Origin of the sequence: Sphingomonas pruni NBRC 15498 (assembly GCF_001598455.1) — a bacterium.
Taxonomy (GTDB): domain Bacteria; phylum Pseudomonadota; class Alphaproteobacteria; order Sphingomonadales; family Sphingomonadaceae; genus Sphingomonas; species Sphingomonas pruni.
This window is the reverse complement of the sequence record NZ_BCYZ01000001.1, coordinates 1-25,489: the sequence shown is the minus strand read 5'-3', so window position 1 is coordinate 25,489 and position 25,489 is coordinate 1. Positions and strand designations below refer to the sequence as shown.

At 64.8% G+C, this 25,489-nt stretch carries 26 protein-coding genes; 13 read left to right on the top strand and 13 right to left on the bottom strand.

Annotated elements, in window-relative coordinates; all coding sequences use genetic code 11:
* Positions 1-30 precede the first annotated feature (30 nt).
* The 4 genes from SPR01S_RS00125 to SPR01S_RS00110 form a co-directional block, all read right to left on the bottom strand.
* Complete coding sequence (locus tag SPR01S_RS00125) at positions 31-564, bottom strand: GNAT family N-acetyltransferase (RefSeq protein ID WP_245661813.1); 534 nt, start codon at positions 562-564, stop codon at positions 31-33.
* Positions 554-976, bottom strand: coding sequence for a nucleoside-diphosphate kinase (ndk, locus tag SPR01S_RS00120; protein WP_066583168.1), 423 nt, complete (start codon positions 974-976; stop codon positions 554-556). The genes SPR01S_RS00125 and ndk overlap by 11 nt, the downstream gene beginning before the upstream one ends.
* Before the next feature lie 102 nt (positions 977-1,078).
* Positions 1,079-1,519: a DNA polymerase III subunit chi gene (locus SPR01S_RS00115; protein WP_066583164.1), complete on the bottom strand. Its 441-nt coding sequence runs from the start codon at positions 1,517-1,519 to the stop codon at positions 1,079-1,081.
* 13 nt (positions 1,520-1,532) lie between these two features.
* Entirely contained in the window at positions 1,533-2,990 is a 1,458-nt protein-coding gene (locus tag SPR01S_RS00110; RefSeq protein ID WP_066583163.1) for a leucyl aminopeptidase, read from the bottom strand.
* A gap of 165 nt (positions 2,991-3,155) precedes the next feature.
* Here SPR01S_RS00110 and SPR01S_RS00105 point away from each other — a divergent pair, with 165 nt between their 5' ends.
* The 4 genes from SPR01S_RS00105 (at position 3,156) to rsmA (ending at position 8,667) form a co-directional block, all read left to right on the top strand.
* A complete protein-coding gene (locus tag SPR01S_RS00105; protein WP_245661812.1) occupies positions 3,156-5,402 on the top strand; it encodes an LPS-assembly protein LptD in 2,247 nt (748 codons plus the stop codon).
* Between the two features lie 76 nt (positions 5,403-5,478).
* Entirely contained in the window at positions 5,479-6,831 is a 1,353-nt protein-coding gene (locus SPR01S_RS00100) for a peptidylprolyl isomerase (RefSeq protein ID WP_066583160.1), read from the top strand.
* A 13-nt stretch (positions 6,832-6,844) separates the two neighbouring features.
* Positions 6,845-7,852 carry a 4-hydroxythreonine-4-phosphate dehydrogenase PdxA gene (gene pdxA, locus SPR01S_RS00095; protein ID WP_084250817.1) on the top strand — a complete coding sequence of 336 codons (1,008 nt, stop codon included), beginning with the start codon at positions 6,845-6,847 and terminating at the stop codon, positions 7,850-7,852.
* Positions 7,849-8,667: a 16S rRNA (adenine(1518)-N(6)/adenine(1519)-N(6))-dimethyltransferase RsmA gene (rsmA, locus tag SPR01S_RS00090; RefSeq protein WP_245661811.1), complete on the top strand. Its 819-nt coding sequence runs from the start codon at positions 7,849-7,851 to the stop codon at positions 8,665-8,667. Before pdxA ends, rsmA begins: the two co-directional genes overlap by 4 nt.
* A 192-nt stretch (positions 8,668-8,859) precedes the next feature.
* On the opposite strand, the gene SPR01S_RS00085 is transcribed toward rsmA, so the two are convergent.
* The 3 genes from SPR01S_RS00085 to guaB form a co-directional block, all read right to left on the bottom strand.
* The gene (locus tag SPR01S_RS00085; protein WP_066583221.1) at positions 8,860-9,369 is read right to left on the bottom strand and encodes a tetratricopeptide repeat protein; all 510 of its coding nucleotides are present in this window, start codon (positions 9,367-9,369) and stop codon (positions 8,860-8,862) included.
* A gap of 303 nt (positions 9,370-9,672) precedes the next feature.
* Positions 9,673-10,857: an RsmB/NOP family class I SAM-dependent RNA methyltransferase gene (locus tag SPR01S_RS00080; protein WP_066583154.1), complete on the bottom strand. Its 1,185-nt coding sequence runs from the start codon at positions 10,855-10,857 to the stop codon at positions 9,673-9,675.
* A complete protein-coding gene (gene guaB, locus SPR01S_RS00075; protein ID WP_066583150.1) occupies positions 10,854-12,311 on the bottom strand; it encodes an IMP dehydrogenase in 1,458 nt (485 codons plus the stop codon). Before guaB ends, SPR01S_RS00080 begins: the two co-directional genes overlap by 4 nt.
* Before the next feature lie 170 nt (positions 12,312-12,481).
* Here guaB and SPR01S_RS00070 point away from each other — a divergent pair, with 170 nt between their 5' ends.
* Both SPR01S_RS00070 and SPR01S_RS00065 read left to right on the top strand, forming a co-directional pair.
* Positions 12,482-13,432, top strand: a complete 951-nt coding sequence (locus SPR01S_RS00070) for an SPFH domain-containing protein (RefSeq protein ID WP_066583217.1) — start codon at positions 12,482-12,484, stop codon at positions 13,430-13,432.
* Positions 13,433-13,442: 10 nt separating this feature from the next.
* Entirely contained in the window at positions 13,443-13,892 is a 450-nt protein-coding gene (locus SPR01S_RS00065; protein WP_066583149.1) for an NfeD family protein, read from the top strand.
* A 25-nt stretch (positions 13,893-13,917) separates the two neighbouring features.
* Here SPR01S_RS00065 and SPR01S_RS00060 read toward each other — a convergent pair whose 3' ends face one another.
* The 4 genes from SPR01S_RS00060 to SPR01S_RS21375 form a co-directional block, all read right to left on the bottom strand.
* Positions 13,918-14,247, bottom strand: a complete 330-nt coding sequence (locus SPR01S_RS00060; RefSeq protein WP_066583146.1) for a hypothetical protein — start codon at positions 14,245-14,247, stop codon at positions 13,918-13,920.
* Between the two features lie 70 nt (positions 14,248-14,317).
* Positions 14,318-14,758, bottom strand: coding sequence for a hypothetical protein (locus SPR01S_RS00055; protein WP_066583141.1), 441 nt, complete (start codon positions 14,756-14,758; stop codon positions 14,318-14,320).
* A 41-nt stretch (positions 14,759-14,799) separates the two neighbouring features.
* Positions 14,800-16,410 (bottom strand): phosphoenolpyruvate carboxykinase, encoded by a 1,611-nt coding sequence (locus tag SPR01S_RS00050; protein ID WP_066583139.1) that lies wholly within the window; start codon positions 16,408-16,410, stop codon positions 14,800-14,802.
* Between the two features lie 328 nt (positions 16,411-16,738).
* Positions 16,739-17,548 carry a hypothetical protein gene (locus SPR01S_RS21375; protein ID WP_157081810.1) on the bottom strand — a complete coding sequence of 270 codons (810 nt, stop codon included), beginning with the start codon at positions 17,546-17,548 and terminating at the stop codon, positions 16,739-16,741.
* A gap of 473 nt (positions 17,549-18,021) precedes the next feature.
* Here SPR01S_RS21375 and SPR01S_RS00045 point away from each other — a divergent pair, with 473 nt between their 5' ends.
* The 7 genes from SPR01S_RS00045 to SPR01S_RS00015 all read left to right on the top strand — a co-directional run bounded on the left by SPR01S_RS00045 (position 18,022) and on the right by SPR01S_RS00015 (position 23,246).
* Entirely contained in the window at positions 18,022-18,729 is a 708-nt protein-coding gene (locus SPR01S_RS00045; protein ID WP_066583136.1) for a response regulator transcription factor, read from the top strand.
* Entirely contained in the window at positions 18,698-20,275 is a 1,578-nt protein-coding gene (locus tag SPR01S_RS00040; RefSeq protein ID WP_066583133.1) for a sensor histidine kinase, read from the top strand. The genes SPR01S_RS00045 and SPR01S_RS00040 overlap by 32 nt, the downstream gene beginning before the upstream one ends.
* Positions 20,276-20,285: 10 nt before the next feature.
* Entirely contained in the window at positions 20,286-20,726 is a 441-nt protein-coding gene (locus SPR01S_RS00035; protein WP_066583130.1) for an HPr kinase/phosphorylase, read from the top strand.
* Positions 20,723-21,640 (top strand): RNase adapter RapZ, encoded by a 918-nt coding sequence (rapZ, locus tag SPR01S_RS00030; protein WP_066583128.1) that lies wholly within the window; start codon positions 20,723-20,725, stop codon positions 21,638-21,640. The genes SPR01S_RS00035 and rapZ overlap by 4 nt, the downstream gene beginning before the upstream one ends.
* 10 nt (positions 21,641-21,650) lie before the next feature.
* A complete protein-coding gene (locus tag SPR01S_RS00025; protein WP_066583126.1) occupies positions 21,651-22,058 on the top strand; it encodes a PTS sugar transporter subunit IIA in 408 nt (135 codons plus the stop codon).
* The gene (locus tag SPR01S_RS00020) at positions 22,058-22,330 is read left to right on the top strand and encodes an HPr family phosphocarrier protein (RefSeq protein ID WP_066583121.1); all 273 of its coding nucleotides are present in this window, start codon (positions 22,058-22,060) and stop codon (positions 22,328-22,330) included. Before SPR01S_RS00025 ends, SPR01S_RS00020 begins: the two co-directional genes overlap by 1 nt.
* A gap of 115 nt (positions 22,331-22,445) precedes the next feature.
* Positions 22,446-23,246 (top strand): TrmH family RNA methyltransferase, encoded by an 801-nt coding sequence (locus SPR01S_RS00015; protein ID WP_066583119.1) that lies wholly within the window; start codon positions 22,446-22,448, stop codon positions 23,244-23,246.
* A gap of 6 nt (positions 23,247-23,252) precedes the next feature.
* Here the strand turns inward: SPR01S_RS00015 and SPR01S_RS00010 are convergent, their stop codons facing one another.
* Both SPR01S_RS00010 and SPR01S_RS00005 read right to left on the bottom strand, forming a co-directional pair.
* Positions 23,253-23,942, bottom strand: a complete 690-nt coding sequence (locus tag SPR01S_RS00010) for a tetratricopeptide repeat protein (protein WP_066583115.1) — start codon at positions 23,940-23,942, stop codon at positions 23,253-23,255.
* Positions 23,943-23,969: 27 nt separating this feature from the next.
* Complete coding sequence (locus SPR01S_RS00005) at positions 23,970-25,325, bottom strand: DNA recombination protein RmuC (RefSeq protein ID WP_066583114.1); 1,356 nt, start codon at positions 25,323-25,325, stop codon at positions 23,970-23,972.
* Between the last annotated feature and the right edge of the window lie 164 nt (positions 25,326-25,489).

Here is a 25,489-nt window from a genome sequence, read left to right as displayed (position 1 = left end):
GGCCGCCCGTCCGCGCCCGGCGTCACCCGATCAAAGCTGTAGCGCGTAAATCACGTCGTCGCACAATGTAGCGCCGACCTGATATTGCCGTTCGCCCACCTTTGCGAAGCCCTGCTTCTGGTAAAATGCGCGGGCGCGATCGTTGCCGGCATAGACACCGAGCAACATGCGCTTGCAGCCCAGTCCCCGCGCATCGAGCAGCGCCTGCGCCATCAACGCCGGGCCCAGTCCGGTACCGTACGCGCGCGACAGCGTGTAAATGCGGCGGAGTTCGATGTCGGCGGCGCCGGTTTCGACCGCCGGCAGATCGGGCGTGGTCAGCACCGAATAGCCGATCGGCGCTGCGCCGTTGGCGATCTCGGCGACGACGACGCGACCAGCCGCCGCCTCGGCCCAATCCCGAAACGCGTCCGGGTGATTGGCCTTCGCGCAATGCGCGACGATATCGACACCCTGAAGAATGCCGGCGAACGTCTCCAGGAAACAGGCGGAAGCGACCAGCGAAAGCGCCGCGGCATCGGCCGCGGTCGCTCGCTTCAGTCGCCAATCGGCGTCAGCCGACAATTTCTTCGGGCTTGAAGAAGAACGCGATCTCGATCGCTGCATTCTCGTCCGAATCCGATCCGTGGACAGTGTTGGCCTCGATCGATTCGGCCAGTTCCTTGCGGATCGTGCCCGGTGCGGCGTTCTCGGGGTTGGTCGCGCCCATGATGTCGCGGTTGCGCTGAACGGCGTTCTCGCCTTCAAGCACCTGGACGACCACCGGACCGGAGATCATGAACTCGACCAGATCGCCGAAGAACGGACGCGCCTTGTGGACGGCGTAGAAGCCCTCGGCCTGCTCGCGGCTCATGTGGATGCGCTTCGACGCGACGACGCGGAGACCCGCCTCTTCCAGCATCTTGGTGACCGCACCGGTGATGTTGCGGCGGGTGGCATCGGGCTTGATGATCGAAAACGTGCGGTTGGCGGCCATGGCGGTCGCTCGCTCCTCTATTGCTGGGGCTGTGGAAAACTGGCGGCTCCCTAGGCGGGGAGCGTCGCGGATGCAACCCGCCCGTTGGTATTGGAATCGGGCTCAGGCCGCCTTCGACCAGCGCCCGTTATCGCCCTGCCTCCAGTAATTGCGCTCGACGCCGTCGCGCGTCGCGAGCGACTTCCATGCCTCGCGCGCTTCGACGATCCGATCGCCGTCGAAGAAATGGAACGCGCGGTCGAAATCGAGCGCTTCGTCGCGCCAACGCCCGTCGATCAGCGCGATATTGCGCGCGGCGTTAGCGGGAACGGGCGCCTCGCCGATCAGCACCGGCTGGGCCGCGTCGTCCTCGCCACCGGCCTGGCCGTGCGGCAGGAAGCTGTCGGCCGCGAACGTCCACAGCAGGCGGTCGATCGCGGTGCGCTGGGCCGCGTCGTCGCTGACTACCAGCAACCGTCCCCCGCCCGCCACCACGCGCTGGGCGATGCTGGGCAAGGCGCGGTCGAGCGGGGTGACGGTAAGGTGGTAGAAATCGACTTGCATCGCAGCGTGGCCGTCAGCCCTCGTAATTGTCGGCGACGAAGCGGTCGAGCAAGCGCACGCCAAAGCCCGTCGCGCCCTTGTCATAAGTATTGCCCGCCTTGTCGGCCCACACCATGCCGGCAATGTCGAGATGCGCCCATTTGACGCCGTTTTCGACAAAACGCCCGATGAATTGCGCCGCGGTGATCGATCCGGCGCCACGCGGGCCGACATTCTTCATGTCGGCGATCGGCGAATCGATCAGCTTGTTGTACGCATCGGTCATCGGGAAGCGCCACAACAGGTCGCCCGACGCGCGGCCGGCAGCGAGCAACTGGTCGGCAAGGGCATCGTCATTGGCGAAGACGCCGGCATGCTCGTTACCCAGGCTGATGATCATCGCCCCGGTCAGGGTGGCGAGATCGACGATCGCCTTGGGATGATGGGTGCGCTGCACCCAGGTGACGCAATCGCACAGCACCAGCCGCCCTTCGGCGTCGGTATTGAGCACCTCGATCGTCTGTCCCGACATCGAGGTCAGAATGTCGCCGGGCCGGATCGCGTTGCCGTCGGGCATGTTCTCGACCAGCCCGCAGACTCCAATGACATTTGCCTTGGCCTTGCGCGACGCCAGCGCCTTCATCGCGCCGACCACCGCGCCGGCGCCGCCCATGTCCCACTTCATGTCTTCCATGCCGGGCCCGGGCTTCAGCGAAATGCCCCCGGTGTCGAAGGTCACGCCCTTGCCGACCAGGGCGAGATCGGGATCGCCCGCGCCCTTGCCGCTCCACTTGAGCGCCAGCAGGCGGCCTTCGCGCGCCGACCCTTGCGCAACGCCGAGCAGCGCGCCCATACCGAGCTCGCGCATCTCGTCGGGACCGAGCACGGTGACTTCGAGGCCGAGCCCGTCGACGCTCGCCAGCACGCGCTCGACGAAGGTCTCCGGATAGACCACGTTGGGCGGCTCGGCGACCAGAGTGCGAGTCAGGTCGAGGCCGCCGGTCACCGCGAAATTGTGCTGCCACGCCGCTTCGGCGCCATCGGGAGCACCCACGATCGTAGCCTCGGCAAAGGTCGGCTTCTGCTTTTCGGGCAGCTTGGTGCGATAGGTATCGATCCGCCAAGCGCGCTGGGCGAGCGCGGCGGCGAACCGTCCAACCGCGGCCGGGCTCGGCTGGACCGCACTGAGATCGATTGCCGCGCTGATCGCATTGGTCAGCAAGCGCGCGGTAACCGCGCCGCCCGCACGTTCCCAATCCGTCTCGCTGCCGTCGCCGATCCCGAGCAGCAGGACGCGGTTCACCGCGCCATCGGCACCGACAAACGCTTCCGCAATCGCGCCCGCTTCGCCCTCGAACCGCGCAGCAGCAGCCGCCGCCGCGAGCACTTCCTGACCGCTACGGCCGCCAATCGCCGTGTCGAGCCCGTTCTTTTGCACCGGGATAACCAGTGCATCGGCGACAGGCAGGGTGGCGGCGAACTCGATCTTCATGGAATGCAACCTCAATCAAAAACACGAAATGCGTGCTGGACGCGTCTCTCTAGGCCGCTATTGCGCTGGCTGCAAAGGCCGGCCCCGGCGATTGCGGATCGGCGGCATGGATGCGATACCGGCGGCCCGGCATGTCAGGGACCGTCGCCGGAAAAAGGGTGTTTGGTGATCGTCACGCGTTCCGCATTTTTGGCCGGCTCGGCGATTCTTCTCGCGCTTACAGCCGTGACGCCGGCGTGCGCGCAGGATCTTCAGGACCGCCCGGTCGAGCTGCCGCCGCCGTCGGAAACGCCGGCGCCGGCCGATCCCGACCAGGTGCAATTCTCCGCCACCACGCTGCAATACGATACCGACACGGAGGTCGTCACGGCGACCGGCGACGTGCGGATGTATCGGCAGGGCGACAAGTTGCGCGCCGACAAGGTGGTCTGGAACCGCAAGACCGGCAAGGTGACGGCGATCGGCAACATCGCGGTCACCAACCCCCAGGGTGACACCGCTTATGGCGACCAGATCGACCTGACCGATTCGCTCAAGGACGGCGTGGTCGACAATATGCTGGTCGTGCTCGAACAGGGCGGACGACTGGCCGCGGTCAAGGGCGAGCGTAGCGAGGGCGGCGTCGTCACCCTGCGCCAGGCCGCCTATACGCCCTGTTCGGTGACCGATTCCGGAGGATGCCCCAAGGAACCGTCTTGGAAGGTTACGGCGGTGAAGGTCGTCTATCGCCCCGATCGCGAGCGCATCTATTTCACCGGAGCCCGATTCAACCTGTTCGGCTTCGCCACCGTTCCGCTGCCCAAATTATCGACCCCTGTCGGCAATGGCGCGCAAAGCGGTCTTCTTAGCCCGGATATCCGCTACAGCCGCACCAACGGGTTCGAGGTCGGCGTCCCTTATTATTTTCGCCTGGCCGACAATAAGGGTCTGACGATCACCCCGCGGCTGTTCACCAGCGTCGCGCCGATGGTCCAGGCGCAATATGAGCAATTGTCGACCAAGGGCGCGTTCAGGATAACCGGCTACGGCACGGTGTCGCCGCGAAGCGATCTGCTCGCGACACCGACGCCGGCGACGACGCAGAATGCGTTCCGCGGTTATCTGGATGGTGTTGCGCGGTATCAGCTCGATCCTAATTGGTCTGTCTCCGGCTCGCTCAGGATCACGACCGACCGTACCTTCTTGCGCCGCTACGAAATTTCCAACGACGACCGCTTGCGCTCTACCTTCAGCGTCGAACGCATCGACGCTAACAGCTATTTCGCGATCAATGGCTGGCTGGTGCAGACGTTGCGGCTCGGCGACCGTCAGGGGCTGCAGCCGATCGCGCTGCCCGAATTCGACTATCGCCGGCGGATCGACGACATTCTCGGTGGCCGCCTCAATCTTCAGGCCAACACGCTCAGCATCGCGCGTACGGCCGGGCAGGACACGCAGCGTGCCTTTGTCAGCGCGCAATGGGATTTGCGCCGCATCACACCCTGGGGCCAGGAAGTGACGCTGACAGCGTTCGCGCGCGGCGATCTCTACAATGCCAGCGACACGGCCGCGACCACCATCATCAGCTATCGCGGCCAGAACGGTTTCCAGGCGCGCGCCATCGCGGCGCTGGCGCTGGACGTCAAATGGCCGCTGATCGGGGAGTTCCTGGGCGGCACGCAGCGATTGACCCCGCGGTTCCAGGTCGTTGCCTCGCCGGCCACCCCGAACCTGAAGGTTCCCAACGAGGACGCGCGCGCGGTCGACCTCGAGGATTCTAACCTGTTCGCGCTCAATCGCTTCCCTGGTTACGACCGGTGGGAGGATTCGACCCGGTTCACCTACGGGCTGGATTATTCGCTCGATCTGCCGGGCATCTCGATCAACGCGACGATCGGACAGAGCTATCGCTTGTCGAGCAAGCCGACGATCTTCCCTGACGGCACCGGCCTCACCGATCGCTGGTCCGACATCGTCGGTCGCACCGAAGTGCGGTTCCGCGACTTCGTGTCGTTCGTTCACCGGTATCGGCTCGACAAGGACAATTTGGCGATCCGCCGCAACGAGGTCGACGCGACCGTCGGGACCAAACGCACGTATCTGCTGGTGGGATATCTTCGCCTCAACCGCAATATCGCCCCGACACTCGAGGACTTGCGGGACAGCGAGGAGTTGCGGCTGGGCGGCCGCGTCGGATTCGCGCGGTTCTGGTCGATCTTCGGGTCGACGACGATCGACCTTACCGACAGGAATGAAGATCCAACGTCCTTATCGAATGGGTTCGATCCGGTTCGACATCGGCTTGGCGTGCAGTATGAAGACGATTGCCTGCGGCTCGGCCTGACTTGGAAACGCGACTATCAGGATACTGGCGACGCCAAGGCCGGCAACAGCTTCCTGTTGACGCTGGCGTTCAAGAATTTGGGTCGCTAAGCATGCGTTCATGCGAAATCGGGCAGGCGTAGATAGTTTGTCGGGTGCGCCCGGTTGTTCATGGGGTTTCTTTCAGGTGAAAATTTTCTCGACTTCGGCGCGCATCGCGCTTGCGCTTGGTGCCGGCGCGATGATCGCGGCGAGCGGCGCCGCGATCGCCCAGACCGTACCCGATAACGGCGTGCCGCAAACCGGCCTGGATATCCCCGAGAACCTGCAGATCTTCGGCAAGCTCGATCCCAACGTCCGCAAGCCGACGGCGATCGTCAACGGCGTCGTGATCACCGGCACCGATGTCGACCAGCGGATGGCGCTGATCATCGCCGCCAATCAGTATCAGCTCAACGATCAGGAACGCGATCAGCTGCGGCTTATGGTGTTGCGCGGCCTGATCGACGAAGTCCTGCAGATCCAGGAAGCCAAAACCAGCGACATCACGATCACGTCGGCGGAAATCGACCAGGCGCTCGGCCGCGTCGCCAAGAATTTCAACCAGCCCCCCGAAAAGTTCGGCGCCTTCCTGCGCTCAATCGGATCGTCGGAACGGTCGGTCCGCAAGCAGATCGAGGGCGAGCTCGCCTGGCAGCGCTATCTTCGCCGCACGGTCGAGCCGCGCGTGAACGTGAGCGAAGAGGAAGTGCAGTCGATCCTCGATCGCATGACCAAGGACAAGGGTACCGAGGAATATCACCTCTACGAAATCTACAAGAGCGCGGGCACCAATCCGCAGGCCGTGGTCGCCAGCATGCAGGCGATGATGCAGGCGATGAAGGACGGTAAGCAGACCTTCCGATACTTCGCTCAGACCCAGTCCGAAGCGACGACGGGTCCGAGCGGTGGCGACGACGGCTGGGTCCGGGCCGCGATGCTGCCCAACGAAATCGCGACTGCCGTGTCGCAAATGCAGCCCGGACAGCTTGCCGGGCCGATCGAGCTCCCGGGCGGGTTTGACATCCTGTACCTGGCGGAAAAGCGGCAGGTGCTGGGGATCGATCCGCTCGCGGCCAAGCTCAGCCTGAAGCAGGTCAAGATCACCTTCCCGGCCGGAACCACGCAGGAGCAGGCGCAGAGCCGTGCCGCCGAATTCGCCAAGGCGACCCAGGCGATCAACGGCTGCGGTGCGGCCAACCAGGCGGCGGCGGGTATGGGCGCGGAAATAGTCGACAACGACTCGCTCACCGTACGGGATCTGCCCCAGGCCCTGCAGCAGATGGTCCTCAACATGCAGATCGGCCAGGCGACTCCGCCGTTCGGATCGCCGTCCGAAGGCGTGAGCGTACTCGTGTTGTGCGGACGCGACGACGCCAAGGCGCCGACGCTGCCCAACGCGTCCGACCTGCAATATCAGATGGAACAGGATCGCGTGAACAAGCGCGCGCAGAAGATCCTGCGCGACCTGAGGCGCGACGCGATCGTCGAGTATCGTTGACGGAGGTCTTGAGATGACGGTCCTACCCCCGCTGGCAGTCGCGATGGGCGACCCTGCCGGGGTCGGACCGGAGATCATCGCCAAGGCCTGGGCTCGTCGGCAGGAAGAGCGGCTGGCGCCGTTTTTCGCGGTCGGCGACGTTCGCGCGATCGCGCGTGTCTGGGACGGCCCGGTCGCGCACATCGATTCGCCAAGCGGCGCGTTGGCTGCGTTCGACGACGCCTTGCCCGTGCTGACGGTCGAAGACAGCGGAGAAATCGTGCCCGGTCGTCCGGACCTGGAGGGCGCGCGCTGCGCGCTGCATTCGCTCGAACTGGCAACCGGGCTGACCCGCTCCGGGGCCGCTGGCGCGCTGGTCACCGGGCCGGTATCGAAGGCGCAACTCTATCAGATCGGTTTCACCCATCCCGGCCAGACCGAGTTCGTCGCCGAGCGTGTCGGGGTCGCCGCCAGCGCGACGGTGATGATGCTCGCGGGCCCGACATTGCGCGTGGTGCCGGCGACGACTCATGTCGCGCTCAGTCAGGTTCCGGGGCTGATCACCACGGGCCTGCTCGTGGCAAAGGCGCTGGTCACAGCCCGCGCGCTGGCGCGCGATTTCGGCATCGCCAGCCCGAGACTGGCCTTTGCCGGGCTCAATCCCCATGCCGGCGAGCAGGGAGCGATCGGGCGAGAAGAGATCGACGTGATCATTCCCGCCGTCGAAGCCCTGGTGGCGCAGGGAATCGACGCGACCGGTCCGATGGCCGCCGACACAATGTTCCACGCGCGCGCCCGGGCAACCTTTGACGCGGCGATCTGCTGCTATCACGACCAGGCGCTGGTGCCGCTAAAGACGCTGCATTTCGACGAGGGCGTCAACATCACGCTCGGCTTGCCGATCGTCCGCACCTCGCCCGATCACGGCACCGCGTTCGGCATTGCCGGCCAGAACCGCGCCGAGCCCGGCGCAATGATCGCCGCCCTTCGCCTCGCCGCGGAAGCCGCCCAGCGCCGCGCCGACGCGCTCGTCGCGGCGTGACTCCCGATCTGCCGCCGTTGCGCGAGGTCATCGCGCGCCATGGTCTTTCGGCGTCCAAGGCACTCGGCCAGAACTTCCTGTTCGACGGACAATTGCTCGCGCGGATCGCGGCGATCCCCGACGATTTGACGGATGCCGAAGTGCTCGAAGTCGGCCCCGGCCCCGGCGGCCTGACCCGTGCCTTGCTCGCCGCCGGCGCCCGCGTCACGGCGATCGAACGCGACCGGCGCTGCCTGCCTGCACTCGCCGAGCTTGAAGCGGCCTATCCGGACAAGCTCAAGGTGATCGAGGGCGATGCGCTCGAGGTCGACGCGCCGGCGCTGTTCGCGGGCCGCCCGCATATCGTCTCCAACCTGCCCTACAACGTCGGCACGGCCTTGCTCATCCGCTGGTTGTCGGCCGATTGGCAGCCCTGGTGGCAAAGCCTGACCCTGATGTTTCAACGCGAGGTAGCCGGGCGCATCGTCGCCACGACCGACAGCGATGCTTATGGCCGTCTCGCTGTACTGGCCCAATGGCGGTCGTCGGCCCGCATCGCGATGAACGTTCATCGCTCGGCATTCACGCCGCCGCCGAAGGTGATGTCGGCGGTGGTGCATATCGTGCCCGGCGAGCAGCCGGAAGGCGTCGCCTTCGCCAAACTGGAGCGCTTGACGGCGGCGGCGTTCGGCCAGCGCCGCAAGATGTTGCGTCAGAGCCTGAAGGGCGTGCCCGGCGCGCTTGACGCGCTGGAGAAAGTCGGGATCGATCCGGCACGCCGTGCCGAGACTGTGTCGGTTGCCGACTTTGTCGCGCTTGCGCGTTGCCTGCCCTGAGCGCTTCTGCACGAAGCGTAGAACCGCGTTATAGTCAGCATGATGAGTTCAGCCGTCATGCCGGGCTTGTCCCGGCATCCACCGTGCAGGTTAGCGCAGCAGCAGTAGCTTCTCATTGAGCTTGGCGCCCGGCGGACCCCGGCACAAGCCCAGGATGACGATTCAGCTCAGTCGAGCCGAATTCGGCTCCAACTATTTCGACGCGTCGGCGGTTTCGGGGACCTTGGTCGCGGGCGCCGCGTTCGGCGGGGGGCCCTTCGCGATAACCGAGGCTAAGGTCGTCGCTTCCGGGCACGGCTTCCTGGCGCACAAGGTCTTGATCCGCGCAAGATTCTCGCGCGCCGCTTCCATCGCTCCCTTGGCGACCAACGCTTCACCCTGCCCGCGCAACGCAGTCACGTCATTGGGCTCGATCGTCAGCGCCTCACGGTACAAGCGAATCGCCTTGCCGGGCAGTCCCTGGCGCGTCGCGACGGTGGCGAGTTCCAGAAACGCGGCGCGGTTGCGCGGGTCGACCGCCAGCGCGGTTTCGATAAGGTCGGTCGCGCCATCGAGATTCCCCGACGCTGCGGCTGCGCGTCCCTGCATCAGCAACGCCATCGACCGCGGGTCGATCTGCGCATCGGCGCGCTGGCCTTGCAAGGAAGTCGAAACGCTCAATCCCGCCAAAGCGATTGCGAGCGCTACGGGCGAAAAACGCATGATCGTCTCCACACGGGGCACAATGCCACCGGTTAGGGCCTGCACTCAGTTACCGCAAGGCCGTGACGGAGCCGATTTTGGTGTCCGGCTAGGAGCAAGGAGGGAGCGATGCTGATAGCATCGTGACCGACGCGGGACGACGTCCGGACGCCAAAATCGGCCCGCCGCTTTGCGGTTGCCCGCAGGAGCCCGCCGAGCGTCGTCGCTTGCTTGCGCGTAGCCTCGGCTACGCGTCTGTGCTGCGCTCCTAGTCGGCGGGCTCCTGCGGGCAATCACGATCCTCGCGGTAACTGAGTGCAGGCCCTACCATGGCCGAACCAGCCGCGCGACAAAAAAGCCGTCAGTCGCATCGCGCGCCGGGGTCAGCCGTTTGCCCGCGCCACGTGGGCGTCCCTGCGCGATAGGCGCCTCGGCGATCCATCCCGGGTGATCGGTAAGGAAACGATCAATCTGCCCTGTCCCTTCCGCGTCGAGTAGCGAGCAGACGATGTAGACGAGTGCGCCACCCGGGCGGACAAGGGTGGCGCCAAGATCGAGCAGGCGAGATTGTGTCGCGGTTAGGCGAGCAATCCGCGGCGGGCTCAGCCGCCAGCGTGCTTCCGGATTGCGCCGCCACGTGCCCGTGCCCGAACAGGGTGCGTCGATCAGCACGACATCGGCGCGATCGGTCCAGTCCTCCAGCGCGGCGGCTTCGCGGTCGCCATCGAGCAACCGTGTTTCTATGATCGTCGCGCCGGCACGTTCCGCGCGCGGCGCGAGCCGGGACAGCCGAGCGCGATCGACATCGCTCGCCAGCACGACTCCGCAATTGTCCATCGCGGCGGCCAGCGCCAGCGCCTTGCCGCCGGCGCCGGCGCACAGGTCGATCACCTGCATGCCGGATTGTGTTCGCGCAGCCGCAGTCACCATCTGGCTGCCGACGTCCTGGATTTCTATCAGGCCGTCCCGCCAGGCCGGCAGCTGATCGACCATGGTGCCGGTCGGCAACCGCAACGCATCGGGCGCGCCGTCGACCAGGCGTGCCTCGGCGATTTGGTCGACCAGCCCGGCGGGCGTCGCCCGCAGCCGATTGACCCGCAAGTCCAGCGGTGCACGATCGATCAGGCTTGCGATATCGGCCGAATCCAGTCCCGATTCCGCCAATTGCCGGCCCAGCCAGCCCGGCACGCGCGATTCGACTGCGCGCGGTTCGGACGGATCGATCGCTTGTGGTGCGTGCGCCGAGCCGTCGAACATCGCCGCGACCGCGGGATCGATCCCGACCAGCGCGACCATCGCCGCGCGCCCGGATGGGGGCGGCTCGCCGAAGCGGCGGATGGCTTCGTAAACCAGCTCGCGCACAGCGCGGCGATCCTTCGACCCGGCATAGCGCCGCGTCGCGAAATAGCGCGCGATCAGCGTATCCGCGGCCGCACCGCCTTCGCGCGCGGCGACAATGATGGCGTCGAGCAGCTCGATCGCCGCCGACAGGCGTGCGCCAGGGGTCATCGCGTCGGGTAATTCGGCGCCTCGCGCGTGATCGTCACGTCGTGGACATGGCTTTCCTGCAAGCCCGCGCCGGTGATCTGGACGAATTGCGCGCGCTTCTGCAGATCGGCGATGGTCCGCGACCCGGTATAACCCATCGCCGCGCGGATGCCGCCGACCAGCTGATGGATGACGTCGCGCGCCGGACCCTTGAACGCGACCTGGCCTTCGATGCCTTCGGGCACAAGCTTCATCTGGTCTTTGATGTCACCCTGGAAATAGCGGTCGGCCGAGCCGCGCCCCATCGCGCCGACCGATCCCATGCCGCGATACGATTTGTATGCGCGCCCCTGATAGAGGAAGGTGTCGCCCGGAGCCTCTTCGGTGCCGGCGAGCAGCGATCCAATCATGCAGGTCGACGCGCCCGCCGCCAGCGCCTTGGCCATGTCGCCAGAGGTGCGGATTCCGCCATCGGCGATCACCGGAACGCCATGCTTGGCCGCGACCTCCGCGCAATCCATCACGGCGGTGAGCTGCGGCACGCCGACACCCGCGACGACGCGCGTGGTGCAGATCGATCCCGGCCCGATGCCAACCTTGATCCCATCCGCGCCGGCATCGATCAGCGCACGCGTCGCCTCGCCCGTCGCGACATTGCCCGCGATGACCTGGACCGAATTCGATAGTTTCTTCACGCGCTCGACCGCGCGCGCGACGTCCTTGTTGTGGCCGTGCGCCGTATCGATCACTACCAGGTCGAGCTCCGCATCGACCAGAGCGGCGGTCCGCTCAAACCCCTTGTCGCCGACCGTGGTCGCGGCGGCGACGCGCAGCCGGCCCGCTTCGTCCTTGGTCGCATCGGGATAGGTGACGGCTTTCTCGATATCCTTCACGGTGATCAGCCCGACGCATTTGTAATCGTCGTCGACCACCAGCAGTTTTTCGATCCGGCGCTGGTGGAGCAGATGCCGGGCCTCTTCGTGGCGGACACCGATCGAAGCAGTCGCCAGATTGTCCTTCGTCATCAGTTCGGACACCGGCTGCTTGGGATTACCGGCGAAGCGCACGTCACGGTTTGTCAGGATGCCGACCAGCCTGCCGTCGGCCTCGGTCACCGGAATGCCGCTGATGCGGTGATGTGCCATGAGCGCCTGCGCCTCTGCCAGCGTAGCATCGGGCGCGATCGTGATCGGATTGACCACCATACCGCTTTCGTAGCGCTTGACGGCACGAACCGCGGCGACCTGTTCCTCGACCGACAGGTTGCGGTGGAGAACGCCGATCCCGCCCAATTGCGCCATCACGATCGCCATGTCCGCTTCGGTCACCGTGTCCATCGCCGAGGACAGGATCGGGATCGACAGCGCGATGCCGCGGGTCAGGCGGGTGCTGGTATCAGCCCCGCTCGGTAGTACGTCGGACTCCCCCGGTACGAGCAATACGTCGTCAAAGGTCAGGCCGAGGCGAATATTCATGGGGAGTGCCAATCTCTCGAATCGAGGGTTGGCGGTCCATGTAAACGCGAGGCGCCGGATTAGCTAGGGGTGGGCCACGGGAGTCGCATTTCGCTATATTGGCGCCCGCGATCTGCTACTATCCGGGCCAGATCGGCGGTCCAGCCGAACGCGCTTTGGGGGAAGTTGTGATGGGAGCAATCATCGGATTGCTGGTTGCTGTCGTGGTGCTGGTCGCCATCTTCAGCTCGGTCAAAGTCGTACGGCAAGGCTATCAATATACCATCGAGCGCTTCGGCAAGTTCACTTATGCCGCGCAACCCGGCCTGACCTTCATTACGCCCCTGTTCGACCGGATCGGCCGCCGCGTGAACATGATGGAGCAGGTGCTGGACATTCCCGGGCAGGAGATCATCACCAAGGACAATGCGATGGTCGCGGTCGACGGGGTGGTGTTCTTTCAGGTGCTCGACGCGGCGAAGGCGGCCTATGAGGTCAGCGACCTGTATGTCGCGATCATGCAGCTGGCGACGACCAATCTGCGCACCGTCATGGGGTCGATGGACCTCGACGAATTGCTGTCCAAGCGCGACGAGATCAACGCGCGTCTTCTGTCGGTGGTCGACCACGCGACCGAGGCTTGGGGAGTCAAGATCACCCGCGTCGAGCTGAAGGACATACGTCCGCCCGCCGACATCGTCAACGCCATGACCCGCCAGATGAAGGCCGAGCGCGAGAAGCGCGCGACGATCCTCGAATCCGAAGCGGCGCGGCAGAACGAAATCAACCGCGCCGAAGGACAGAAGCAGGCGCAGATTCTCGAGGCCGAGGGCCGCAAGGAAGCCGCATTCCGCGATGCCGAGGCGCGCGAACGCTCCGCCCAGGCGGAAGCCACCGCGACCAAGATGGTATCCGACGCGATCGAAGGCGGCAGCACCCAGGCGATCAACTATTTCATCGCGCAGAAATATGTCGAGGCGATCGGGCTGTTCGCGACCTCACCCAATGCCAAGACGATCCTGTTCCCGGTCGAGGCGACGCAATTGATGGGCACCTTGGGCGGGATCGGCGAACTGGCGCGTGATGCGCTGGGCGGCGACGGTGGCTCGCCGGCCAATGTTTCGGTGCCGCGGACACGATAGGACGACCATCATGACGTTGTTCGGAATCGACTGGAGCCCCGGCGCCCTCTGGCTCGCCGCGGCGCTCGCGCTGGCCATCGCGGAACTGGTCGCGCCGGGATTCTTCATGATCTTCATCGCCGCCGGGGCGGCGCTGACCGGGTTCGTCATGCTGGCGGTCCCTGGGCTGGGCTGGATCGCTCAGGCCCTCCTGTTCGCGGCGTTCAGCGCGACGGCCGTAGCCATCGGCCGTCGATGGTATCGTCACAGTCCATCGACGGCGGCGTCGCATGGCCTGAACGACCGGACCGCCAAGCTGATCGGCAAGACCGTCGAGGTGTGCGAGGCAATCGTCGCGGGCGAAGGTCGGGTCAAGGTCGGCGATGGCGCCTGGGCCGCAACAGGACCCGATGCGCCCGCCGGAGCGCTCGTGCGGATCACGGGCGCCACCGGGAGCGTCTTGTCGGTGGAACTGGCCTGAGCGCTTGGGCTCAGGCCCTGAAACTTCAAGCCTTGTTGCCGCCGCCGAACAAGCTGGAGGCCAAGCCGCCGAGTTGGCTCAGGATACCCGAATTTTCCGCGCCGTTGACCAGCGTCGCGAACTGACCGAGCGAGCCTTCGCCGCCGATATGGCCGACGATCTGGCTCAGCACGTCGGAGCCGAGGCCGGTGGCAGCCGCCGCGCCTTCTACAGTATCGCCCGGCGCCGTATGCGATTGAGCCAGCGCCATGATCGCGCTCTCGGCCTGTTCGGGGGTGATCCCAACCTTGGCGGCGAGGTTCTGGACGTCGGCGTTCGAATTTACTTGCGAGAGAATGCCATCGAGCAACGACATGGAACTTCCTTTCACTGGGCCGGAGGCGAAACGACTCAAGCTTTCCGTCAGATACGCGGTTGCCGTCCGGTCAGGAAGCCAGATCGGGAGGCAAGTAGTCGAGCCGGGCTTGCGCCGAGAACAAGCGGTCGCGGGAATAGAGCGTAAGTGGCCAGTCACGCCGCCCCTCGGGGGCGGCGAGGAGCGCATTGACCTTTTCCGCCAGCGGCAAGTCGCCGCGAATTGTCGCGAGGAAGCGACGTATCGCCGCGACATAGGTCATCGTAATCGTGTGATGATAGCCCTGGGTGGCGTCATTCACTCCGCCGACCGCCTCGTTATAGCCGGAGATGATCGCAGGCAGATCGCGCTCGACATCGATATCTGGCCGCTCGGTCAGGAGCCACAGACAGGCGGCAAGGTGCGCTTCGTGCGTCCACTCGGCCTTGGGCAAGGTTCGTGCGAGCAGCCCCTCCCCCACATGGCGGACGGCGGCGTCGTTAGCGAAGAATCGGATTTCATGGTCGGTCACTGGTCGGGCTTCCTTGGGGGAGGCCCGACCGAAGGTCGAGCCTAGTCTGCGGTGGCGGGGGTTCGGGGCGCGGATTGTCGCACCCCTTCGTCGACGTGATCCGCGAATTGCGCGAAATTCTCGACGAACAGATCGACCAGCTTCGCCGCCGTCGCGTCATATTCGGCCTTGTTCGCCCAGGTTTCGCGCGGATCGAGGATGTGGCTGTCGACTCCCGGCACCGCGACCGGCACTTGGAAGCCGAAATTGGGGTCGGTGCGGAACTCGGCATCGTTCAGGCTGCCGTCCAGCGCGGCGTTGAGCAGGGCGCGCGTCGCCTTGATCGGCATGCGCTTGCCGACGCCATATTTGCCGCCGGTCCAGCCGGTATTGACCAGCCAGCAATCGACATTGCCCCTGGCGATCCGCTCCTTGAGCAGATTGCCGTAGACGGAGGGATGACGCGGCATGAACGGCGCGCCGAAACAGGTCGAGAAGGTCGCCTCGGGCTCGGTCACGCCGATCTCGGTGCCGGCGACCTTGGCCGTATAGCCCGACAGGAAATGGTACATCGCCTGGTCGGGCGTGAGCTTGGCGATCGGCGGCAATACGCCGAACGCGTCGGCGGTCAGCATCACGATGTTGCGCGGCACGGGCCCCATATTCGCCGCGGACGCATTGGGGATGAAATCGATCGGATACGCACCGCGCGAATTCTCGGCGAGGCTGTTGTCGTCGAGGTCGAGGACGCGGGTCTCCGGATCCATCACCACATTTTCGAGGACCGTACCGAAGCGCTTGGTCGTCGCGTAGATCTCCGGCTCGGCCTCGGCCGACAGGCGGATCATCTTGGCGTAACAGCCGCCTTCGAAATTGAACACCGCATCGTCCGACCAGCCATGCTCGTCATCGCCGATCAGCGTGCGGCTGGCATCGGCCGAAAGCGTCGTCTTGCCGGTGCCCGACAGGCCGAAGAACACCGCCGAGCCACCTTCCGGCCCGATATTGGCGGAACAGTGCATCGGCATGATGCCCTTGACCGGGAGCAGATAGTTGAGGAGGCCGAACACCGACTTCTTCATCTCGCCGGCATATTCTGTGCCGCCGATCAGGATCAGCTTTTCGCTGAAATTGACCGCGATCACGGTCTCCGAACGACAGCCATGGCGCTCGGGATCGGCACGGAAGCTGGGCAGGTCGATGATCGTATAGTCGGCGGCGAAATGCGCGAGGTCGTGCGCCGATGGGCGGACCAGCATCGTCCGGATGAACAGGCTGTGCCAGGCATATTGCGTGACGACACGCACGCTGACGCGGTTCGACGCTTCCGACCCGCCGAACAGATCCTGGACGAACAGCGTGTCCTGCTTTGCAAGGTCGGCGAGGAAATCGGCCTTGAGCGCGGCGAATGCCTCGGGGCTCATCGCCTTGTTGGTCTTGCCCCACCAGACCGTCGATTCAGTCTCGGCATCGCGGACGATGAACTTGTCCTGCGCCGAGCGCCCGGTGTGCCGGCCGGTGGCGACCACTAACGGCCCGTCGGCGGCGAGATGACCTTCGCCGCGGGCGATAGCGTGCTCGACCAGCGGGGCCGTTCCGAGGTTCCAATACAGCTTGGCGGCAGTGGCGATGCCCTGCGCGTCCAGCCCCTGTGCGGGGACTCGATCGATCATTCTTCCTCCGATATCGCACGTTGCGGGTTTATCCCGCATACGTATGCATCCTCGTTGTTCGGGCCGAATAGAACCGGTCCGCTCGCCCGTCAAATGGGGCAGTGGTCTAGCGGTGCAAAGGGAACGCCAGAGCGCATTCCCGGCTGGCAACGCCCTGGATTACGCTGCGCCGCGCGTCACCATACGATCACCACCGTTCCCGCTAAATCAAGGGAAGATTGGGGAGTTATTGCACGTATCATCGTAATTGAGACCGCCGCCGATATTAGCTCCAACACCATGAGCCCCCGAGCTTCCTTTTCCATCTCAACGCTTGTCGCGGAACCGGTCATTTCTGCTCCTCTATCGGGCAATAATGTCCTGCCACCGGCTGAAAGACGTTCGGATGGAATGCCGAAACCATCGTTTCGTCGTACGGATTTCCGAAGAAGTCTTCGCCTGCAGGCCTATCCGGTGAGATCGTCGCCTCGGGATCGCACGCTCTACCCTTCACTGCTTCGTAGCACGCAGGAAAAAATGAGCTCCTCGTTGTGGGTGTGAATTTGACCTTGGGCTCACTACAGGACGGCATACCTTTTCGCCCATCCTCGGCGCAAAACGCGGGAGCGACCCCATTCTCATAAATCCAAACGGCGCAGTAAGGGTGCTCCATCTCGTAGATGGTACTTCCCGAGAAGGGCCGATCTTTATAACGTATACGATAATTTGGAGATTTAGAGTTTGTTTGAGACGGAATGCTCGACCCCTCCAAGTTACTAAATCGGCGACGCGACAATAATTCTGCGTGTGTGTCGGGCTTGGCGGGTGAACTGTAATCCTTAGCGCAAAATGGCGTTGACGGTTTCACGGGATGCAGCTGATCAATCCGGCAGTACGTCGATCCACCAGGGCCAGTGCGCGAGCAGAGCTTGTGCCAATCAGTCCATAGCGCGCATTTGGGATGGCTCTTGTCGAACGCCTTGAGCTCCTGGTCTGGCTTTGAGGCATCATACGGCGCTGGATAGTCGGGGCCGTCTCTCTGACCGGATGCAATATGTGATATTTGACCGACGGCGGCTGTGCCGAGGATCGCTACCAGCACGACGGTCAATACTGGCACCGCCTTATGCCGCGTGAGAACGTCGCTCCACAGTGACATGTCGCCCCCTTAAATTCCACCCCGGAATGCTACAACGCATTCCCACCGGGTCATATAAGTCAACGATATTATGGCAGATTCTAGAATAACTATGAAAACTTATGCCGTTTTGGATTAGGCTATTCGCGATAAGACTTGGAACTGCGGCGACACATTCGTTAACCCCTTTACTCCATTTTGGGCGAAACTAGCCTGAGGCAATGGCCCGCCCTTCCCCGCATTGCCCCCCGGCATTCCGCGCCACGTGACGCGGGGCGGCAATCGCTGCGAGTGAGGGTTCTTCGAGGACGCTACTACGAGCTCCATCTCGACCTAGTTGTCGCGCGCAGCGGCGCGATCGGGGGTGGCGATCTGGTCCTATTGCCTGATGCCCGACCAGGTCCATGTCATCCCTCGCGCTCCACCCAAGCCATTGCCACTGGGGCGCACACGCCCTAGTCGTTCCGATCAATCTGTTTGGGAATGTCCGTACGATGACGGCCACCATCGCGCTCGTCGATGACGATCGCAACATCCTGACGTCGGTGTCGATCGCCCTGCAGGCCGAAGGTTTCCTGACCCGGGTCTATTCGGACGGCGAGACCGCGTTGAAAGCGCTGGTCGACAACCCGCCGGATCTGGCGATCTTCGACGTGAAGATGCCGCGGATGGACGGGCTGGAACTGTTGCGGCGGCTGCGCGAGAAGAGTCAGATCCCGGTCATCTTCCTGACCAGCAAGGACGACGAACTCGACGAGGCGCTGGGCCTCGCCATGGGCGCGGACGATTATATCGCCAAGCCGTTCAGCCAGCGCCTGTTGATCGCCCGCATTCGCGCCATCCTGCGCCGCACCGAATTGAGCCATGCCAGCCCCGGCGGTGACGAACCTCCGGCCGAAACCGCCATCGATCGCGGTCGGCTGCAGATGGATCCGGCGCGCCATCGCGTGACCTGGGCCGGCGACAATGTGACATTGACGGTGACCGAATTCCTGATCCTCGAGGCGCTCGCGCAGCGGCCCGGCGTGGTCAAGACGCGCAACCAGCTGATGGATGCGGCCTATCAGGACGACATCTATGTCGACGACCGCACGATCGACAGCCATATCAAGCGCGTCCGGCGCAAGTTCCGCGAGGTCGATGCCGAATTCGATGCGATCGAAACGCTCTATGGCGCCGGCTACCGCTTCTCGGAGGAGTGAGGCGGAGGGTGACGGCCGCGACCTGACGCTGAAATGGTCGGGTCGGATTTCGCTCACCGCGCGCATCCTCGCGCTCAACATCTTCGCGTTGGCGCTGCTTGCCGGCGGGTTCTTCTATCTCGATTCGTACCGGACGCGGATTCTGGACAACCGCACCGCCCAGGCCAGTCGCGAGGCGCGGCTGATCGCGGCGGCGATGGTGTCGACGCCGGCCGATCGTCGCGGCGACCTGGCGCTGCGTCTCGCCCGCGATACCGACACCCGCATCCGGCTGTTCGCCGCCGATGGTACGCCGACCGCCGATACGCGCGCGATGGGGCTGCGCAATTTCGTGCTGATCGACCCGAACAAGGAGGGTTGGGGTTTGCAAGCCGCGCGCTTTTTGGACGCGGTGATCGACACCGTCGTCAACGCGCCGCGCGCGCCGCTCTATCGCGAACGCAAGGAGGGCGCCGAATGGCCCGATGTCCGCACCGCACGCACCACCCAAGCCGCGCCGGCAACGGTCTGGCGCGCGCCTGATCGCACGCCGGTCATCACCGCCGCGGCGGGCTTGGGCGATGGTGAAGTCGTGATGACGACGGTCAATGCCCGCGACATCACCCAGACGGTGCGGCTCGAACGTTTCCGGTTGGGGGTCGTGCTCGCGATCGTCACGCTGGTGTCGATCTTCCTGTCGCTGTTTCTGGCACGGACGATCGTGCGGCCGTTGCGCCGACTGGCCAGGGCTGCGGTTCGCGTCCGGTTGGGCCGCGCCCGGGAGGTGGTCGTCCCGCGGCTGCCATCACGCAGGGACGAGATCGGCAGCCTCGCTCGCGCGCTAAGCGACATGAGCCAGGCACTGCGGGCGCGGATCGATGCCACCGAGGCGTTCGCGGCGGACGTTACGCACGAAATGAAGAACCCCCTCGCCTCGCTGCGATCGGCAGTGGACGGGCTGGCCAACGTGAAGGATCCCGCACTGCAAGAGCGATTGCTGGCTATCGTGCGCGACGACGTCCACCGGCTCGACCGGCTGATCACCGACATTTCGGAAGCGTCGCGGCTCGACGCACAGCTCAGCCGCGCCAAGTTCGACGCGGTCGACGTGCTCGCGATGCTCGCAGCCTTGATCGAGCAGCGTATCACGCGAGGGATCGAGCGCGGCGTGCGGATCCGCTTCGACGACCGCGCACACGGCGTCGCGCTGGTGATGGGCGAAGGAGCCCGACTGGAGCGCGTGTTCGAGAATCTGTTCGACAACGCGGTGTCCTTTTCACCCGACAATGGTCTGATCACGGTTGCCGCGACCCTTGCCGATGACGACCTGGTGATCCGCGTCGAGGACGAAGGTCCCGGTGTGCCCGAAGAAGCGCGCGAAGCGGTGTTCCGGCGTTTCCAGTCGATCCGACCGGAAAATGAGGAATTCGGCAAGCATTCCGGACTAGGGCTCGCCATTGCGCGGACGATCGTCGAGGGGCATCAGGGCACCATCGCGGTCGAATCGCGTGAAGACCGTCTGAGCGGGGCCAGATTCGTCGTCCGGTTGCCGCTCGCTCCAACCTAGGGAGGCAGCCATCTCGACCGCGCTCTCATTCGAAACGCTTCACGTTTCCAGCGTCGCCATTGGCGGGCGCGCGGTATTGATCGAAGGCGAATCGGGGGCCGGCAAGTCCGACCTCGCGCTGCGCCTGATCGACCGCGGCGCCACGTTGATCAGCGACGATTACACCTTGCTTCAGCGCGCCGGCAGCGAACTGATCGCGTCGCCGCCCGACACGATCGCCGGCAAGATCGAGGTACGCGGCCTGGGCCTCCTCGATACTCCCTATGTCGAGAAGATCCCGGTAGCCCTGCTCATTCGCCTGACGGATGCGCCGGAGCGGTTGCCGCTGGCGGATGACGTCCGCCGCATCGCCGGCCTCGACATCCGCGAGGTCGCAGTCGATTCGCGCACGGCATCGGCGCCGATCAAGGTCGAACTGGCGTTGCGGCACCTGGTCGGCCCGAAGGCGTGACTCGCGCCAAGGAGATCCTGCTCGTCACCGGCCTGTCGGGCGCGGGCAAGTCGACCGTGCTCAAGACGCTCGAGGATCTCGGCTGGGAAACCGTCGACAATTTGCCACTGCGGCTGCTCGACCGGTTGCTGGGCACGCCCTTGTCGGAAAGCACCGAGAGCGATTCGCCGCTAGCGGTCGGGATCGGTGCAAGGACGCGCGACTTCGACCCCGAGAGTATCGTCAAACGGATTAAGAAGCTGCAGGCCGAGCATGGCTATGACATCGGCACCTTGTTCCTAGATTGCAGCGGCGCCGAGCTCGAGCGGCGCTACGCCGAGACGCGGCGGCGCCATCCACTCGCGCTCGACCGCCCGGCGAGCGACGGCATCGCACGCGAACGCGAGTTGCTCGCGCCACTGCGGCGCTGGGCCAACCGCCTGATCGACACGACCGATCTGTCGTCGAACGAGCTCGCCCAGCAAGTCCGCGCGACGTTCGGCGGCGATGGTCTGGGCGAACCTACCCTGTCGGTCATGTCATTCGGATTCGCGCGCGGCGTCCCGCGCAACGCCGATCTGGTGTTCGACATGCGGTTCCTGCGCAATCCGCATTGGGACGAGAAATTGCGCCCTGGAACGGGACTCGACGCGGGCGTTGCTGCCTATGTCGCGGCGGATCCGGCCTATGATGACGCCATGAAGCAGATCGAGGACCTGCTCCTGCTCCTCCTCCCGCGCTACCGAGCCGAGGGAAAAGCCTATGTTACCATAGCGTTCGGCTGTACTGGTGGGCGCCATAGATCGGTTCATGTCACGGAACGGGTCGCGAAGCGGTTGCGCGACGCGGGGTTTTCGCCCACGGTCACGCATCGGGATCTAGGGGCGGCACCGCAGGACTCCTTAGAGGGTGCGCCGCGGACGGGTTTGGGATAGTAAGCAACGCATGATTGGTCTTGTTTTGGTGACGCACGGACGTCTCGCGTCCGAGTTCGTCACTGCAATGGAACATGTCGTGGGTCCGCAAGAGCGCGTCGAATCGATCGCGATCGGTCCTGACGACGATATGGAGGCGCGCCGCGCCGACATCGCCACCGCGATCGGCAAGGTCGATGACGGCAAGGGCGTGATCGTCCTGACCGATCTGTTCGGCGGCACGCCGTCGAACCTCGCAATCTCGCTGCTCGAGCGCGGGCGGGTCGAAGTGATCGCGGGCATCAACCTGCCGATGCTGATTCGCCTCGCGTCGGCGCGCAAGTCGATGAAGGTCGTCGACGCAGTGATCGCCGCGCGAGAGGCGGGACGCAAATATATCGCCGTGGCATCCGAGGCGCTTGGCGAGGCTGCTGCCTGATGCCGGCGGTCAGCCGCACGGTACAGATCATCAACAAGCGCGGCCTGCATGCGCGCGCATCCGCCAAGTTCGTCACCCTTGCTTCGACCCAGCCGGTCGAGATCCAGGTGGTCAAGGACGGCCCCGCGGTCACCGGCACCTCGATCATGGGATTGATGATGCTGGGCGCGGCGATGGGCGACACGATCACGATCAGCGCCGATGGCGACGGCGCGGAGAGCGCGGTTGGCGCCTTGTGCGAGCTAGTCGAGGCGAAATTCGGCGAGGATTGAGCGAGCGCAGGCGACGTAGCGGCGCTATGTCCCCGAATGGCGCCGCTCCGGCCGGCGTGGTGCAACGACGACCGATGGCATGGCTTTGCCACGCCGCAACGCGATAGGTTACTTCATGCCCCGCGAGATCACCGCTTTCTCCAACACCCTGGTCAAGCGGGTCCGGTCCTTGCGCGACAAGAAGCATCGCAAGGCAGAGGGGCTGTTCTTGGCCGAGGGTCTGCGCATCCTGACCGAGGCGCGTGAGGCGGGGCGGCTGCCGGACTATCTGTTCTTCGCCGCCGACAGCGCGAAGCATTCGCTGGTCCTCGCATTAGTCGAAGCCGTCGAAGCCGCCGGCGGCGAGGCGATCCAGACCAGCCACGACATCCTTTCCAAATTGTCCGGCAAGGACAATCCGCAGGCGGTGGTCGGGGTCTTTCCCGAATTCACCACGCCGCTCGACGCACTCGATCGTTCCACCGCATCGATTTGGCTGGTCGCCGAGCGGCTGCGCGATCCGGGCAATCTCGGCACGATCCTGCGCACCGGCGATGCGGTCGGCGCCGGCGGACTGATCCTGATCGACGATTGTGTCGACCCCTTTTCGGTCGAGGCCGTACGCGCGAGCATGGGCGCGCTGTTCACCGTACCGATCGCGCAAGCGCGCTGGGACGAGTTCCTGCCCTGGTTACGTTCTGGGCCGGGCCAACTCGTTGGGCTCAGCCTGCAAACCGACCACAATTATCGCGGCGCGAGCTATCAGGCACCGACTTTCCTGCTGACAGGTAACGAGGCCCAAGGGTTGCCCGATGCGTATGAGGCCGAGTGCGACTTGCTGGTCAAATTGCCGATGCTCGGCAAGGCCGACAGCCTGAACGCAGCCGTCGCGACCGCTGTGATGGCCTACGAGGTGCTCGCGCACCATCGCCGGTAGTGCCGGTCAGGTCGTCTTCTTGCGCTGTTCCTTGATATATTCGATCTCGCCCAGCGATTTGGGTTCGTCGGGGATGATCGCCAGGCACTTGCGATAGGCAGCCTCGGCATCGTCGAGCCGTCCGAGCTCGACTAGGTCGTAGCCAATTCCGCGAAACGAAACGCAGCGCTCGTAGTCGCGCCGTTCCGGCGTGAAACTGGCCGCAGCCTCGGCGTTCGTATAGGCGTCGATGGAGCGCTGCCATTCCCTCTTCTTCAGAAAGACATAGGCTAACTCATTGAGATAGCGAGAGTGCTTGGGTGCGAATGTGATCAAACGCTCGAATGTCGATTGCGCATCGTCGAGGCGATCGAGGTCGACCAATGCGAATGCTTTTACGTACAGCGCTTCGCACCATGTCGACGGCACGAGGCGGACGGCGCCTGTGCCCCCGGCGGTAGTCAGATAATAGCCTTCCTGTTCGGCGGTCTGCGAACAATAGATGTGGCGCTTCTCGCCCGAAAAGTCCTTCTCGAACGACGCCACCACCGGGTCGATCATCGACAGGGCATGCGCCGGATCGCCGGCCTGGATCGCGGAGAAGGCGTGGCCGATCGTTACCGCAGCCGCCGAGTCGCGGTCCTTATCCTGTCCCGCAGCGCTCATCGGCAACGCCGCCAGCATCGCCGCGACCATCACGCCAGTCATTTTCGTCATCGCCCTGCTCCCCCACAGGCACGAGGATCATGCCTCGGACGAACGATCCGCTATCTCGCCTACGGACGCAAGCTTCACCAGCGGGCGCGGCGACTGCTCGACGATCGGCGGAGAGTCGATCGACCGTCCGGCAGTGTCGATGTTGAAATCCTCAAACCTTTTGGCCTGGGTCAAAACCTGCGTCTCCAGGCTGCCGACAAAGGCATTATAGGCATCGTTGGCCAGCCCGATGTTGCGCCCCAGCCGGGCGACATGGCCGCCCATCACGGCCAGGCGGGCATAAAGCTCCTTGCCCAATTCGGCGATCTGCCGCGCCTCTCCCGCCAGCTTCTCCTGCCGCCAGACCGCGGCGACGGTGCGCGCGATCGCGATCAAATTGGTCGGGGTCGCCAGCAATACGCGGCGGTCGAACGCGAAATCCCACAGGCCCGGATCCTGTTCGAGCGCGGCCGACAGGAAATGTTCGCCGGGTACGAACATAATCACGTAATCGGGGGCTTCTTCGAACTGCGTCCAATAGGCCTTGGCGCTGAGCGACTGGACGTGGGCGCGCATCGACGCGGCGTGGCGGACCAGCCCCGCGGCGCGTTCGGTGTCGTCGATCGCGCCGAATGCGTCCTGATAGTCGTTGAGCGAGACCTTGGCGTCGATCACCAGAGCGTTGCCGCCGGGCACGCGGATGATGACGTCGGGCCGCAGCCGACCGCCCTCGCCGTCATCCACGCTGACTTCCGCCTGGAAATCGGCATGTTCGCTCAGGCCGCAGCTTTCGAGCACATTGCGCAGCTGTTGCTCGCCCCAGCGCCCGCGTGCCTTGGGCGCATTGCGCAGCGCATTGACCAGCTTGGATGCTTCGGAACGGACCGATTCCTGCCCCACCCGCATCGCCTCGATCTGGCCGTGCAGCGTACCGAAGGCGTCGCGGCGATCCGCCTCGACCTTGGCCACTCCTTCTTCGTAGCGCTGCAGACGCTCATGGACGGGCTGGAGCAGGGCGCGAAGATGCTGGCCACTGGTCGCTTCCGATTCCTTGAACCGTTCGTCCGCGCGCTGGAGGAATTTGGTCTGCGCTTCGTCGAGCAGCCGCTGCCCGACCTCAGCGAATTGCGCGGCCAGAGCATCTTTCGCCGCAATGATCTCGGTCAGCCGCGCCTCGAACGCCGCCTCGCGCTCGCGCGACGCCGCCTGATGCGCGTCAAGCGTGCGCATCGTCGTATCGCGCTCGGCGGTCACCTCGATCAGTTGCCGGCGAGTCACGTCAAGCTGCTCGGCATGGACCCTGGCCGTCGCCAATTCGGCCACGCCGCGGCGCGACGCGAACAGCCAGCCGATCACCAGCCCGACGACGAGCGTTCCCAACGCAACGATCAACACTTCAATCACAATTCACCCGTGAGACCCAATCAACAGCCGGAACATAGATCGAACGACGATACCGGGACAGCCCCAATTTGGCTATGGGCTTCCACTCCCCTCCCGCTTGCGGGAGGGGTCGGGGGAGGGCGTGTCGGGGATGGGCAGCCCAAGCTGAACCGGGGCCCCCCCCC